This window comes from Nissabacter archeti (assembly GCF_018257325.1).
Taxonomy (GTDB): domain Bacteria; phylum Pseudomonadota; class Gammaproteobacteria; order Enterobacterales; family Enterobacteriaceae; genus Chimaeribacter; species Chimaeribacter arupi.
The window spans coordinates 73,548-87,832 of the sequence record NZ_JAERKB010000014.1 but is presented as its reverse complement, the minus strand read 5'-3'; the positions used below and the strand labels follow the sequence as shown (position 1 = coordinate 87,832).

General features: G+C 60.3%; 10 protein-coding genes. 7 read left to right on the top strand and 3 right to left on the bottom strand.

Features of this window, described 5'->3' with window-relative positions:
• Positions 1 to 4: 4 nt before the first annotated feature.
• Complete coding sequence (gene pntA, locus JK232_RS18695) at positions 5 to 1,537, bottom strand: Re/Si-specific NAD(P)(+) transhydrogenase subunit alpha (protein WP_212589570.1); 1,533 nt, start codon at positions 1,535 to 1,537, stop codon at positions 5 to 7.
• 560 nt (positions 1,538 to 2,097) lie between these two features.
• Between pntA and ydgH the strand changes: the two genes are divergently transcribed.
• Both ydgH and JK232_RS18685 read left to right on the top strand, forming a co-directional pair.
• The gene (ydgH, locus tag JK232_RS18690; RefSeq protein WP_072929800.1) at positions 2,098 to 3,057 is read left to right on the top strand and encodes a DUF1471 family protein YdgH; all 960 of its coding nucleotides are present in this window, start codon (positions 2,098 to 2,100) and stop codon (positions 3,055 to 3,057) included.
• A gap of 261 nt (positions 3,058 to 3,318) precedes the next feature.
• On the top strand, positions 3,319 to 4,713 hold the full coding sequence (locus JK232_RS18685) for an amino acid permease (RefSeq protein WP_072929802.1): 1,395 nt from the start codon (positions 3,319 to 3,321) through the stop codon (positions 4,711 to 4,713).
• A gap of 69 nt (positions 4,714 to 4,782) precedes the next feature.
• Here JK232_RS18685 and JK232_RS18680 read toward each other — a convergent pair whose 3' ends face one another.
• Positions 4,783 to 5,196 (bottom strand): hypothetical protein, encoded by a 414-nt coding sequence (locus JK232_RS18680; protein WP_072929805.1) that lies wholly within the window; start codon positions 5,194 to 5,196, stop codon positions 4,783 to 4,785.
• 272 nt (positions 5,197 to 5,468) lie between these two features.
• On the opposite strand from JK232_RS18680, the gene rstA reads away from it, so the two are divergent.
• The 5 genes from rstA to JK232_RS18660 all read left to right on the top strand — a co-directional run bounded on the left by rstA (position 5,469) and on the right by JK232_RS18660 (position 10,388).
• Positions 5,469 to 6,191: a two-component system response regulator RstA gene (rstA, locus tag JK232_RS18675; RefSeq protein WP_072929807.1), complete on the top strand. Its 723-nt coding sequence runs from the start codon at positions 5,469 to 5,471 to the stop codon at positions 6,189 to 6,191.
• Positions 6,188 to 7,492 carry a two-component system sensor histidine kinase RstB gene (gene rstB, locus JK232_RS18670; RefSeq protein WP_072929809.1) on the top strand — a complete coding sequence of 435 codons (1,305 nt, stop codon included), beginning with the start codon at positions 6,188 to 6,190 and terminating at the stop codon, positions 7,490 to 7,492. The genes rstA and rstB overlap by 4 nt, the downstream gene beginning before the upstream one ends.
• Positions 7,493 to 7,543: 51 nt before the next feature.
• Entirely contained in the window at positions 7,544 to 9,025 is a 1,482-nt protein-coding gene (locus tag JK232_RS18665; RefSeq protein ID WP_165698440.1) for a carboxypeptidase M32, read from the top strand.
• Between the two features lie 303 nt (positions 9,026 to 9,328).
• On the top strand, positions 9,329 to 9,415 hold the full coding sequence (gene ydgU, locus JK232_RS23130) for a small membrane protein YdgU (RefSeq protein ID WP_476739375.1): 87 nt from the start codon (positions 9,329 to 9,331) through the stop codon (positions 9,413 to 9,415).
• A gap of 145 nt (positions 9,416 to 9,560) precedes the next feature.
• Positions 9,561 to 10,388 (top strand): trypsin-like serine peptidase, encoded by an 828-nt coding sequence (locus tag JK232_RS18660; protein ID WP_101829297.1) that lies wholly within the window; start codon positions 9,561 to 9,563, stop codon positions 10,386 to 10,388.
• Here JK232_RS18660 and hrpA read toward each other — a convergent pair.
• Positions 10,369 to 14,244, bottom strand: a complete 3,876-nt coding sequence (hrpA, locus tag JK232_RS18655) for an ATP-dependent RNA helicase HrpA (RefSeq protein ID WP_212589569.1) — start codon at positions 14,242 to 14,244, stop codon at positions 10,369 to 10,371. The genes JK232_RS18660 and hrpA overlap by 20 nt on opposite strands.
• Between the last annotated feature and the right edge of the window lie 41 nt (positions 14,245 to 14,285).

Genomic DNA, 14,285 nt, shown 5'->3' with positions numbered 1-14,285 from the left:
CCTCTTAGTTTTTCCGGAACATTTTCAGCATGCGCTGCGTGACGGTAAAGCCACCGAAAATATTGATGCTGGCAATCAGCACGGCAATAAAGGAGAAGAAACTGACCCAGCCACCGTGGCCAATCTGCAACAAGGCCCCGACCACAATAATCCCCGAAATGGCATTGGTAACGGACATCAGCGGCGTATGCAGCGCATGGCTGACGTTCCACACCACGTAGTAACCCACCACGCAGGCCAGCGCAAACACGGTAAAGTGCGACAGGAACTCACGCGGCGCGACGTTGGCCAGCCAGCCGAACAGAATGATGGCCAGCGCCAGGAAGGCATATTTTTTGAACGGGGACGGCGGCGCGGTTGGCGCACTCACCTGCGGCTCCGCCTTCGCGGCCGCCGCTTTCGGCTGGGCCGAGACCTGAATCGGCGGGGCCGGCCAGGTGATTTCACCGCGGTTGACCACCGTGACGCCACGGATCACGGTGTCGTCAAAGTCGATCACCACCTCACCGTTTTTCTCTTTGCAGAGCAGTTTCAGCAGGTTCACCAGGTTGGTGCCGTACAGCTGGGAGGACTGGGTCGGCAGGCGGCTCGGCAGGTCGGTATAGCCGATGATGCGCACGCCGTTTTCTGTCACCGTAATCTGGTCAGCCACCGTTAATTCACAGTTGCCGCCGGTTTGCGCCGCCAGGTCAACAATCACGCTGCCCGCCTTCATTGAGGCCACCATCTCGCGGGTAATGAGTTTTGGTGCCGGGCGGCCGGGGATCAAAGCCGTGGTGACGATGATGTCCACCTCCTGCGCCTGCGCGGCAAACAGCGCCATCTCCGCCTGGATAAAGGCCTCGGACATCACTTTGGCGTAACCGTCACCGCTGCCCGCTTCTTCTTCAAAATCCAGCTCCAGGAACTCGGCGCCCATACTCTGCACCTGCTCTTTCACTTCCGGGCGGGTGTCGAAGGCGCGCACGATGGCCCCCAGGCTGCCGGCGGCCCCAATGGCAGCCAGCCCGGCCACCCCGGCACCAATCACCATCACTTTGGCCGGCGGCACTTTGCCGGCGGCAGTGATCTGGCCGGTAAAGAAGCGGCCGAATTCATGCGCGGCTTCCACAATCGCCCGGTAACCGGCGATGTTGGCCATTGAGCTGAGGGCATCCAGGGATTGCGCGCGCGAGATGCGCGGCACGGAATCCATCGCCAGCACCGTGACCTGGCGCCCGGCCAGTTGCTGCAAGAGTTCCGGGTTCTGTGCCGGCCAGATGAAACTGATAAGCGTCGTGCCCGGTTGCAGCAGCGCAACCTCACGGGCGTCCGGTGCGTTCACTTTCAGGATGATGTCCGTCTGCCAGATCTCATGGCTGTCGGTGATGACCGCGCCCGCGTCCTGAAACGCCTGATCCCCGAAGCTGGCGGCCTGCCCCGCGCCCTGTTCAACAGCGACGCTGAACCCTAATTTCAGCAGCTGCTCCACCGTTTTCGGTGTGGCGGCCACCCGGGCTTCATTGGCCGCCCGCTCTTTAGGTACACCAATACGCATAATGATCCTTTTACCGTTAAGAGGTGGTTGTTGTAGAGGTGGTAATTGTTGTGCCACTGCACGGTTCCGGCCGGCGATAACCCGCTGCCTGGTGACGGAATAACCCGTTACAGAACCGATATAAACTACTGAATATGTGAACTATGATCTATAAAGCGCCCGGCAGGCCGGACTTTTTTTGTTAAAAATGGAAGGCAGCACGCTTTTTTACGCTTTTCATTTCAAATAAAAGCAACATTTTGTCTAAATATTTGCAAACTATCGCCGTTGAGCTAAAACCTGTTGCCGTGCGGTGACCGGCGCGGCCTGCCTGAAGGTTAGAATAGTGTTAATTATTGCTGTTTATGCGCTGCATTGCGTTATAAGCAAAACTACTTCACATTATGGCGTTAACCCCGTCCGCGCCGGCTACCCTGTGTCTTCGCGGCAGGTGACATAAATAGCTGAGACACCTAACCTGTTTACATGTAATAATTATCGCTGTTTTGTTATACATTACTGTTACATAACAAGAAGTCAGCACGTTACTTATGTAAATGCGCAAGGCGAAAGGATTTATTATGAAGCTGAAGAACACGATTATCGCATCAGCCCTGTTTTCAATTTCTGCGCTCTCTGCTGCTCACGCCGCGCAGGAACTTACTCCAGAGAAAGCCGCAGCCCTGAAACCGTTTGACCGCATCACCGTCAGCGGCCGGTTCAACGCCATTAACGAGGCGGCGACAGCCGTGTCCCGTAAAGCGGATAAACAAGGGGCGGATGCCTTCTATATTCAGGACATCAATAATAGCAACAATGGCGGCAACTGGCGGGTTACGGCCGACCTTTACCACAACGACACCAACGCCGCGGATACGCAAAAAACCGAATACCGCGTTTTCAACGGCGTGCGTGAGCTGCCGAAGCCGGAAGCCTACCGCCTGGAACCGTATGACACGGTGACCGTCAGCGGCTTCTTCCGCAGCCAGCCGGACATCAGCGACGCCGTCTCCAAAGCCGCGGCGAAGAAAGACGCGGATGCGTTCTTTATTGTCCGCCAGATTGACGCCAACCAGGGCGGCAACCAGTTCGTGACGGCTTATGTGTATAAGAAAGATGCCAAAGAACGCAAACTGCAAAGCCCGGATGTGATCCCGGCCGATTCTGACGCCGCGAAAGCCGCGTTGGCGACCGGCGGCGCGGCCGCAGAGAAGGTGGAGATCCCAGGCGTGGCCTCTTCCGGCACACCAAGCCGTGACGTAGGCCGTTTCTTTGAGACCCAGTCCTCCACCGGTGAACGCTACACCGTGACCTTGCCGAACGGAACCAAAATTCAGGAACTGAATAACGCCACGGCGGCGCAGATGGTGCCGTTCGACTCCGTGACCTTCACCGGCCACTTCGGCAGCATGACCGACATCTCGTCGGAAGTCGCCAAGCGTGCCGCAGACAAAGGCGCGAAGTACTACCACATCACCCGCCAGTGGGAACAGAACCAGAGCGGCGGCAACCTGACCATCAGCGCCGATCTTTACAAGTAATCTGCCCCATTTTGCCAAGGCAGCCCCGGCTGCCTTTTTTTATTGGCTTTTCCGCCACGTCCCGGCGGGCGGGAAGCCGCGTTGTTTATTTATGCGGATCGTCTGCATAATTTTATGCCGCAATCATTGCATCGCCCGGCATCACTCCGTAGAATCTGCCCACTTTTTCAGGGCAATCCCCCGACATAAGTAAGCGGCGCAGCAACATTGTGCTGACTTGAATTTAACACTTGGTCATTTATTCTGCATTGGAATAGGACATTGGAAAAAAAACTAGGGTTAACCGCACTCACCGCGCTGGTGCTCAGCTCCATGCTGGGGGCCGGTGTCTTCAGCCTGCCGCAAAATATGGCGGCCGTTGCCAGCCCCGCCGCCCTGCTGATCGGCTGGGGCATTACCGGCGTCGGCATTCTTTTCCTGGCGATGGCGATGCTGCTGATCTCCCGGTTACGGCCGGATCTGGACGGCGGCATCTTCACCTATGCCAAAGAGGGCTTCGGCGAACTGATCGGCTTCTGTTCCGCCTGGGGCTACTGGCTCTGCGCGGTGATCGCCAACGTCTCTTATCTGGTGATTGTGTTTGCGGCGATAAGCTTCTTTACCGACACGCCGGACAGGGTCATCTTTGGTGACGGCAACACCTGGCAGGCGCTGATCGGCGAATCGATCCTGCTGTGGGGCGTGCATGCGCTGGTGCTGCGCGGGGTGAAAACCGCCGCCGGGATCAATATGGCGGCCACGCTGGCCAAGCTGCTGCCGCTGGGGTTGTTTGTGGTGCTGGCCGCCCTCGCCTTTAAGCTCGACACGTTCAAACTGGACTTCAAAGGCCTGGCGCTGGGCACCCCGGTGTGGCAACAGGTGAAAGACACCATGCTGTTTACGCTGTGGGTGTTTATCGGCGTGGAGGGCGCGGTGGTGGTGTCCGCACGGGCGAAGAACAAACGTGACGTCGGCCGCGCAACGATGCTGGCGGTGGTGAGCGCGCTCGGCGTCTACCTGCTGATTACCCTGCTGTCACTCGGCGTGTTGCCGCGCGCGGAGCTGGCGGAGATGCGTAACCCGTCGATGGCCGGGCTGATGGTGGATCTGATGGGGCCTTACGGCCAGATCATTATCGCCGCCGGGCTGATTATTTCGGTGTGCGGCGCCTACCTGAGCTGGACCATTATGGCAGCGGAAGTGCCGCTGCTGGCGGCTGAACAGGGTGCCTTCCCGCGTATTTTCCACGGGCAGAACAAATATGACGCCCCGGCCCCGTCACTCTGGATGACCAACGGCTCCGTGCAGCTGTCGCTGGTGCTGATCTGGCTGACCGGCAGCGATTATAACAACCTGTTGACCATCGCTTCCGAGATGATTCTGGTGCCTTACCTGCTGGTGGGTGCATTCTTATTCAAGCTGGCCCGCCAGCGCCGTGACCTGCGCCTGACGCTGGCCGCGTGTGGGGCCTGCGCCTATGGCGTGTGGATGCTCTACGCCTCCGGGCTGATGCACCTGCTGCTGTCGGTGCTGCTGTATGCGCCGGGTGTGCTGGTGTTCCTGTATGCCCGCCGCGGCCATGCGGCACCGAAGGCCCTGAACCGGCTGGAGTGGACGGGCGTCGCCCTGCTGCTGCTGGCAAGCCTGCCGGCCGGCTGGATGATGATGATGCAGTAAACCGGGAAACCGCAGAAAACAAAAAGGCCGTATCGAAAGATACGGCCTTTTTTATCTCAGCACGCGCGCTTAATGCGTGGCGGCATTCAGGGTGACGGTCAGACATTCACCGTGTTGCTCCAGCATCACATCCTGTTCGCACTCCTCCCGCACCACCGCCAGTTGTTCCGGCGTCAGCGCGTAAGGCAGGCAGATGTCTACCGTACGCAACCCCTGCTGCCTGGCCAGCAAAATCAGCCGGGCAATATTCACTTCGTCACTGACCTGGGTGGAGACCACCTGCAACGCCAGTTCCTTGAGTTGCTCCTGCCGCGACTGGGCATCCACCGCGCGGGATTTCAGCACCAGACCAAAAATGGGCAGGACACCATAAATCGCATCAACGAAACGCCACTGTTTCTTGCACGACGCAGAGAGATACTCCATGTAATTGAAGCAGACTCGTTCACTGCCCGCAACGGATGCAAGGCGATCTGTCGTCATCCCCTGTTCCTCTCCTGGCCAGTGTTTGGCATTGAAATGATTCATTGAAAAGACGTTTCAAAGGTAACGGCGCTTATCATGGCATAACCGGCTGGGGGATTGCCAGCAACAGTCCATTCATAAAACAGGATAAACTGTAATGATTCATTGTCACCCTGAATAATTGCGGCCGCCCTGCTCATACCCTATTACCATTGCGGCGTGGCATCCCTGCCCGGCACGCGTTATGCTGGGCTTCCGGCTCCTTTCGTTTCCTTATTTTGTATAACGTTATGCATAGAATAGTGTTCGTCGAAGACGATCCGGAGGTCGGCAAGCTGATTGCCGCCTATCTGGGCAAACATGATATTGACGTGGTGGTGGAGCCGCGCGGCGATACCGCCCAGGCGGTGATTGCGCGCGAACAGCCTGATCTGGTGCTGCTTGACATCATGCTGCCCGGCAAAGACGGCATGACGCTCTGCCGCGATTTGCGGCCGCAGTTTCCCGGCCCGATTGTGCTGTTGACCTCGCTGGACAGTGACATGAACCATATCCTGTCGCTGGAGATGGGCGCGAATGACTATATCCTGAAAACCACGCCGCCGGCGGTGCTGCTGGCGCGGCTGCGCCTGCACCTGCGCCAGCACAGCCAGCAACCGGTGCGTGACGAGCCGCCGCTGTTGTCGCGCAATGCCCTGCATATCGGCCAGCTGTGCATTGATCCGGTTAACCGCGAGGTGACGCTGGGCAGTGAAACCATCACCCTTTCCACGTCAGACTTTGACCTGCTGTGGGAGCTGGCCACCCATGCCGGGCAGATTATGGATCGCGAGGCGCTCCTGAAAACGCTGCGCGGCGTAAGTTATGACGGCCTGGACCGCAGCATCGATGTGGCGATTTCCCGCCTGCGGCGCAAACTCTATGACAACGCGCTGGAGCCGTTCCGCATCAAGACAGTGCGTAACAAGGGCTACCTGTTCGCCCCCAACGCCTGGGAGACGGCGCAGCCATGAGAAAGCTGTTTATCCAGTTCTTCCTGCTGCTGTTTGTCTGTTTTCTGGTGATGGCGATGCTGGTCGGGCTGGTGTACAAAGTCACGGCGGAGCGCGCCGGGCGGCAGTCGATGGATGACCTGATGAAAAGCTCGCTCTACCTGATGCGCAGCGAGCTGCGGGAGATCCCGATGCGCGACTGGAACAAAACCCTGACCACGCTCGACCTGAACCTCTCGTTCAAGCTGCATATTGAGCCGCTCGGCAAACGCTCGCTGGGCGCTGACCTCGACCGCCGCCTGCGGCTGGGGGAGATTGTCGCGCTGGATGATGAGTACACCTTCATGCAACGGGTGCCGCGCAGCCATTACGTTCTGGTGGTCGGGCCGATCCCTTACCTCTTCTACCTGCATGAGATGCGGCTGCTGGATCTGGCGCTGCTGCTGTTTATCGGGCTGTCGCTGGCGTTGCCGGTCTTTCTGTGGATGCGGCCCCACTGGCGTGACCTGATGCAACTGGAGAACGCCGCCCAACGGCTGGGGGCCGGGCACCTGGACGAGCGCACGCATTTCGACAGCACGTCCAGCCTGAACCGGCTCGGTATCGCCTTCAACCAGATGGCGGACAACATCAATACCCTGATTGCCAGCAAAAAACAGCTGATTGACGGCATCGCCCACGAACTGCGCACGCCGCTGGTGCGGCTGCGTTACCGGCTGGCGATGAGTGACAACCTGGAAGAGAGCGAGCACACCGCTCTGAACCGTGACATCGGCCAGCTTGAATCGCTGATTGATGAGCTGCTGACCTATGCGCGCCTCGACCGCCCGCAGGTGGCACTGAAGCTTGACCCGGTGGATCTGCCCGCCTGGCTGGCTGACCGGGTGGAGGATATCCGGTTGGTCAACCCGCAGCGCGAGGTCACGCTGGCGATGCCGCACCGGGGCGATTACGGTGCCATTGACCAGCGGCTGATGGAGCGGGTGCTGGATAATCTGGTGAATAATGCCCTGCGCTATGCCACCCTGCATTTGCGCATCAGCCTCTGGCTCAACGGCGAGGAAGCCTGTTTACAGGTAGAGGATGATGGCCCCGGCATTCCGCCGGAGGCGCGCGAGCGGGTATTTGAGCCCTTTGTCCGCCTCGACCCGAGCCGTGACCGCGCCACCGGCGGCTGTGGCCTGGGGCTGGCGATTGTGTTTTCCATTGCGCAGGCGTTCCAGGGCCGGGTGTTTGTGGAAACCAGCCCGCTGGGCGGTGCCTGTTTCCGCTTCTGCTGGCCGGTAAAAGCGGCCCTGAGCCTGCCGGGCGAACCGCGCTGAGCGCCCCGTTACCCGATATTCTTAAAGAACGTACCCATTATGGAGAATGTGATGACTTCTGCTTATTCCCACCTGCAACGCACCTTTACCCGGCTCTCCCGTTTCGGCCATCTGTCGGCGATCGCCGGGTGGGACATGCAAACCATGATGCCGCCGCAGGGCAGCCAGGCACGTTCGGAAGCGTTGGCCGAGCTGAGCGTGCTGTGCCACGGCATCCTGACTGCCCCGGAGGTGGGTGACTGGCTGGCGCAGGCGCACCAGGAGACGCTGGATGACGCCGCGCGCGCCAACCTGCTGGAGATGCAGCGTGCCTATGACAACGCCGTGCTGCTGCCTGCCTCGCTGGTTGAGGCGAAATCGCTGGCGGGGGCGCGGTGCGAACATGCGTGGCGCAGCCAGCGCCCGGCGAATGACTGGCAAGGTTTCGCCGCCAACCTGAAAGAGGTGGTGCGCCTGAGCCGCGAAGAAGCGGCCATCCGCGCGCAGGCCGCCGGTACCGGCCGGTACGATGCGCTGCTGAACCTGTATGAACCGGGGATGACCAGCGCCCGGCTTGATACCCTGTTCGGTGACCTGAAACAGTGGCTGCCGGATCTGTTGCAGCGGGTGGCCGAAAAACAGCGCAGCGAAACCTGCCTGACGCCGCAAGGCCCGTTTGCGGTAGACGCCCAGCAGGCGCTGAGCCTGAAGGTGATGGCGCTGCTCGGCTTTAACTTTGACGGCGGCCGGGTTGACGTCAGCGCGCACCCGTTCTGCGGCGGCGTGCCGGAGGATGTGCGTATCACCACGCGTTACAACCCGGAGGATTTCCTGACGGCGCTGATGGGCATCGTGCATGAAACCGGCCACGCCCGTTATGAGCAGAACCTGCCGCGTGAGTGGGCCGGCCAGCCGGTCGCCCTCGCCCGTTCAATGGCGGTCCATGAATCCCAGAGCCTGCTGTTTGAGATGCAACTGGCGCGCAGTGCCCCATTCCTGCAATGCTTGCGCCCGCTGGTCATCGCGGCTTTCGGCGAGCAGGAAGCACTCAGCGAACAGAATTTCCTGCGCCTGAACCAGCGCGTGCAGGCGGGCCTCATCCGCGTGGACGCGGATGAGGTGAGCTACCCGGCGCACGTCATCCTGCGTTATGAGATCGAAAAGGCGCTGATTGAGGGTGAGATCGAGGTGGATGACATCCCTGCCCTGTGGGATGAAAAAATGCAGCACTATCTGGGGCTGGATACCCGTGGGAACTACCGCAATGGCTGTATGCAGGACATCCACTGGACGGACGGCGCGATCGGGTATTTCCCGACCTATACGCTGGGCGCAATGTACGCCGCCCAACTGTTCCAGGCAGCTAACCGTGCCTTACCGACGCTGCAACAGGACATTGCCGGCGGCAACCTGACGGGCCTGTTTGACTGGCTGAAGCAGAACATCTGGCAGCACGGCAGCCGTTTCTCCACGGATGAGCTGATGACCCGCGCCACCGGCGAGCCATTGAACCCCGCATGGTTCCGTCAGCATCTGGAAAGCCGTTATTTATAGTGATGCCGGGCCGGCTTTTCCGGCCCGTTTTCTTTTGCTGAGGTGAGGCTATAAAGCCACTATTAGTATGTTGTAACTAATAAGCACCTCTCCCGGACATTACCGGGAAGGTTACCCGCTTCCCCCTGTTTTTCCTGCCGTACATTCGGTTACACGCCGACACCAATCACTCACGGAAAGCGCCCGCCAACCGCCCTACTATCACATCACGGCCTTGCCATACCGTTGTGGTACCGGCACGTCTACCGTCTGACACCCGGCTTATGCCGGGTTTTTTATATCAGGCCCCGTTGATGAGGCAGGATGGATATGCTGCGCCGCTACCTGTTTGAAATTATTCTGGCCGCCCTGATCCTCTGTGGCCTGATTGCCGTCTGCTGTTATCTTTGAGGGTGGCTATTTGTGACCGGTGCCCGGTAAGCGAAAGAAATCCTTCGCAAAATCAAATGGCACCAATTCATACTGAAGATGAATACAGCTATAGTTACTTATATAAAAAATGTTAGGGATATCCCCTTTTCAAGGCCAGATTGTTATGCGCATGTCGCTAGTTGTTGTCTGTTTATGGGGGTTATGTGCGCTACCGGCACACGCGGATGCCCCGGAAAGTGAGCAAACCCGGCTGTTCTTCGGCCATGACGATCGCACCCGCCCTTCCCACGCCACCGACTGGCCGTGGCAGGCTATCGGCCAGGTGGAAACCGTGAGCGGCAATCTGTGCAGCGCCACCCTGATCTCCCCCCATCTGGCGCTGACGGCCGGCCACTGCGTGCTGTCGCCACCGGGCGTGATTGACCGCGCCGTGGCGCTGCGCTTTGTCAGCCGCGGCGGGAAATGGCGTTACGAATACACCAAATTACAAACGCTGGTGAACAAGGAGTTGGGCAAGAAACTCAAGGCTGAAGGTGATGGCTGGATTGTGCCGCCAAAAGCGGCAATCTGGGATTTCGCGCTGATCCGCCTGCCGGAAGGCGTGAAGGTGCCGCTGAAACCGCTGCCGCTCTGGCAGGGGTCGCAACAGGAACTCACCACCGCGCTGAAGCTGGCTGAACGCAAAGTGACGCAGGCCGGCTACCCGGAAGATCACCTGGAAACGCTCTACAGCCACCATGACTGTCTGGTGACCGGCTGGGCGCAAAGCGGCGTGCTGTCGCACCAGTGTGACACCCTGCCCGGTGACAGCGGATCACCGTTGTTACTCAGGCAGGGAGAACAGGGCTGGTCGCTGATTGCGGTGCAAAGCTCTGCCCCCTCCGCGGAGGACCGCTACCGCGCGGATAACCGCGCCCTGGCCGTCACGGCCATCCGGGCGCAGTTGGCGGCGCTGGACCCGCGCGCCGGGGCTAGCTCAGCTGCTCCATAGCCTGCAGGATACGTTTGTCGGAGATCGGGTATGGCGTACCGAGTTGTTGCGCAAAATAGCTGACGCGCAGCTCCTCAATCATCCAGCGGATCTCCGTCACGTCCGGGGCGTCACGCCGGGCGGGCGGCAGTTTGTTCAGCCACTGCTGCCACGCCTGCTGCACCTGCTCCACTTTCAGCATCTGGGCACGATCGCGGTGCGGATCGGTCGGCAGTTTTTCCATCCGCCGCTCAATCGCCTGGAGATAACGCAGGGTATCCGGCAGTTTTTTCCAGCCGTTGCGGGTCACAAAGCCCCGGTAGACCAGCCCGGCCATCTGGCTCTTGATGTCAGAGAGCGCCAGCGCCATCGACATGTCCACACGCCCTTTCAACCGTTTATTGATGTTGAACACCGCCGTCAGGATCTGCTCGACCTGCTGGGCAATCTCCACCACCGTCTCGTTGAGGCGCGCCCGCACAAATTCATGCAGGCGGGCAAAGTTCGCCTCATCCCAGGCCGGGCCGCCAAATTCGGCGATCAGCTTGTCGACGCCGCAGGCGATGCAATCATCAATCAGCTCCAGCACTTTGCCGTACGGGTTGAAGTACAGCCCCAGCTTGGCTTTGTTAGGCAGCTTCTCATGCAGGTACTTGATCGGCGACGGAATATTCAGCAGTAACAGGCGGCGCGTGCCCTGCCACATCGCCTGCTGCTGTTCCGGCTCGCTGTCAAACAGCCGGATGCCGATGCTCTCTTTCTCATCCACCAGCGCCGGGAAAGCGCGAACTTCATAGCCGCCGCGTTTTTGCTCGTAGCGTTCCGGCAGCGCGCCGAAGCTCCAGAGGTGCAGGCCGCTCTGCTCGATGCCGTCATCCGCCACCGCGGAGAGCGTCTCCTGCACTTTCTCTTTCAGCTGGCTGCGCAGCGCGGCCAGGTCTTTGCCTTCGCGCAGCGTTTTGTTTTTCTCATCCACCACCCGGAAAGTGATTTTCAGGTGATCGGGCACCTGATCCCACTGCCAGTCCTCGCGGGACACCGTGACGCCGGTCATTTTGCGCAGCTCTTTTTCCAGCGCGTCCAGCAGCGGCATCGCCAGCGGCGTGGTACGCGCCAGGAACGCCTCGGCATAGTTCGGTGCCGGGACAAAGTTACGCCGCACCGGTTTCGGCAGTGACTTGATCAGCGCAATAATCAGCTCGCGCCGCACGCCGGGGATCTGCCACTCGAAGCCCTGCTCCTCCACCTGGTTCAGCAGCGGCAACGGGATATGCACCGTGACGCCGTCGGCATCCGCACCCGGTTCAAACTGGTAGGTCACCCGCAGTTTCAGGTTGCCCTGATGCCAGAAGTTCGGGTAATCCAGTGCGCTGATGCTGGCCGCGCCCTCTTTGATCAGCATCGCTTTCTCAAAGTTGAGCAGATCGGCAGGCTGTTTTTTCCACCAGCTGTCAAAGTGCCGGGCGGAGATGACCTCATGGCCGATGCGCTGGTCATAGAAGGCGAACAGCGTTTCGTCATCCACCAGAATGTCGCGGCGGCGGGATTTGTGCTCCAGCTCCTCCACTTCCGCCAGCAATTTCAGGTTGGCGCGGAAGAAGGCGTGGCGCGTCTGCCAGTCGCCCTCCACCAGCGCATGGCGGATAAACAGCTCGCGGCAGAGCGCCGGGTCGATTTTGCTGTAGTTGACCGGGCGCGCCGCCACAATCGGCAGGCCGAACAGCGTGACTTTTTCCGTCGCCATCACCGCCCCCTGCGATTTCTCCCAGTGCGGTTCGCTGTAGCTGCGCTTGATCAGGTGCTGGGCCAGCGGCTCGATCCACTCCGGCTCAATTTTCGCCGCAATGCGCCCCCACAGGCGGCTGGTTTCCACCAGCTCGGCCACCATCAGCCACTTCGGCGGCTTCTTGAACAGCCCGGAGCCGGGGAACACCGCAAAGCGGGCGTTGCGCGCGCCGGTGAACTCCTGTTTTTCGGCGTCTTTCTGGCCGATGTGCGACAGCAGGCCGGTCAACAGCGCGCAATGCACCTCGCGGTACTCCGCCGGCAGGCTGTTGACCGGCAGCCCCAGCTCTTTCACCACCTGGCGCAGCTGGGTGTAGATGTCCTGCCACTCGCGCACCCGCAGATAGTTGAGGAAATCACTGCGGCAGAGCTTGCGGAACTGCGCCGACGACAGCGCTTTCTGCTGCTCTTTCAGGTAGTCCCACAGGTTCACAAAGGCCAGGAAATCAGAGTCTTTGTCGGCAAAGCGGCGGTGTTTCTCATCCGAGGCCTGCTGCTTGTCGAGCGGCCGCTCGCGCGGATCCTGGATCGACAACGCGGCCGTGATGATCATCACCTCGCGTACGCAGCCGTTTTTCTGCGCTTCCAGCACCATGCGCGCCAGCCGCGGGTCAATCGGCAACTGGGCCAGTTGCCGGCCCTGCGCGGTCAGCTGGTAGTGGCCCTTCTCATTGGTGTGGATTGCCCCCAGCTCCTCCAGCAGGCGCACGCCATCCTGGATGTTGCGCTTGTCCGGCGCTTCCACAAACGGGAAGGCAGCGATGTCGCCCAGCCCGAGCGAGGTCATCTGTAAGATCACGGACGCCAGGTTGGTGCGCAGAATCTCCGGGTCGGTAAAGGCCGGGCGTGACAGGAAATCCTGCTCGTCATACAGCCGGATACAGATCCCTTCGGAGACACGCCCGCAGCGCCCTTTGCGCTGGTTGGCTGACGCCTGTGACACCGGCTCAATCGGCAGCCGCTGCACTTTGGTGCGGAAGCTGTAGCGGCTGATGCGTGCGGTGCCGGGGTCAATCACATATTTAATGCCCGGCACCGTCAGCGAGGTTTCCGCCACGTTGGTGGCCAGCACGATGCGCCGCCCGGAATGGGACTGGAATACCCGGTTCTGTTCGCTGTTGGAGAGGCGCGCATAGAGCGGCAGGATCTCGGTATGCGGCAGGTTAAGCCGGTTCAGGCCGTCCGCCGTGTCACGGATTTCACGCTCACCGCTCATAAAGATCAGGATGTCGCCCGGCCCCTCGCGCCCCAGCTCCTCGACCGCGTCAAAAATCGCCTGTAACTGGTCGCGCTCGGTGTCGTCCGCGTCATCCGCCACCGGGCGGTAACGGACTTCCACCGGGTAAGTCCGGCCGGAGACTTCGATAATCGGCGCATTGTTGAAGTGGCGTGAAAAACGCTGCGGATCGATGGTGGCCGAGGTGATGATCACCTTGAGATCCGGGCGTTTCGGCAGCAACTGGCGCAGGTAACCGAGGATAAAGTCAATGTTGAGGCTGCGTTCATGCGCCTCATCGATGATCAGGGTGTCGTACTGCATCAGCAGCCGGTCTTGTTGGATCTCCGCCAGCAGGATGCCGTCGGTCATCAGTTTCACCTGGGTGGTGTCACTGACCTGATCGTTAAACCGGACTTTATAGCCGATGGCCCCGCCGAGCGTGGTTTCCAGCTCGTCGGCGATACGGTTGGCCACGGTGCGCGCCGCCAGCCGCCGCGGCTGGGTATGGCCGATCTGGCCTTTGATGCCGCGCCCGAGCTCCATACAGATTTTCGGCAACTGGGTGGTTTTACCGGAGCCGGTTTCACCGGCCACAATCACCACCTGATGGTCGCGCACTGCCTCCAGGATCGCCTGTTTTTTCTGGCTGACCGGCAGGTTTTCCGGGTAGGTGATGCGCGGGCGCGCGGCCATACGCTGGGCCACCCGCTGGCGGGCTGCCTCGATGTCCTGGCTGAGTTCGGCGGCGATCGCCTCCTGTGCCTGCGGATTACTGACCTTGCGGGCACCCTGCAGGCGACGCTGCAGGCGCTGTTGGTCACGGAGCATCAGGTCCGGCAGGTGCTGGGCCAATGCCGCGAGCGGAGATTTCACAATGGTGTTCCTTGTTGCTGGCAAGCGCCCGGAAGGCACTT

Excerpts from the sequence above, each read along its gene's own strand:
- rstB (WP_072929809.1), top strand. The coding sequence starts at position 6,188 with ATGAGAAAGCTGTTTATCCAGTTCTTCCTGCTGCTGTTTGTCTGTTTT.
- pntA (WP_212589570.1), bottom strand. The coding sequence starts at position 1,537 with ATGCGTATTGGTGTACCTAAAGAGCGGGCGGCCAATGAAGCCCGGGTG.
- JK232_RS18660 (WP_101829297.1), top strand. The coding sequence starts at position 9,561 with ATGCGCATGTCGCTAGTTGTTGTCTGTTTATGGGGGTTATGTGCGCTA.
- ydgU (WP_476739375.1), top strand. The coding sequence starts at position 9,329 with ATGGATATGCTGCGCCGCTACCTGTTTGAAATTATTCTGGCCGCCCTG.
- rstA (WP_072929807.1), top strand. The coding sequence starts at position 5,469 with ATGCATAGAATAGTGTTCGTCGAAGACGATCCGGAGGTCGGCAAGCTG.
- ydgH (WP_072929800.1), top strand. The coding sequence starts at position 2,098 with ATGAAGCTGAAGAACACGATTATCGCATCAGCCCTGTTTTCAATTTCT.
- JK232_RS18680 (WP_072929805.1), bottom strand. The coding sequence starts at position 5,196 with ATGACGACAGATCGCCTTGCATCCGTTGCGGGCAGTGAACGAGTCTGC.
- JK232_RS18665 (WP_165698440.1), top strand. The coding sequence starts at position 7,544 with ATGACTTCTGCTTATTCCCACCTGCAACGCACCTTTACCCGGCTCTCC.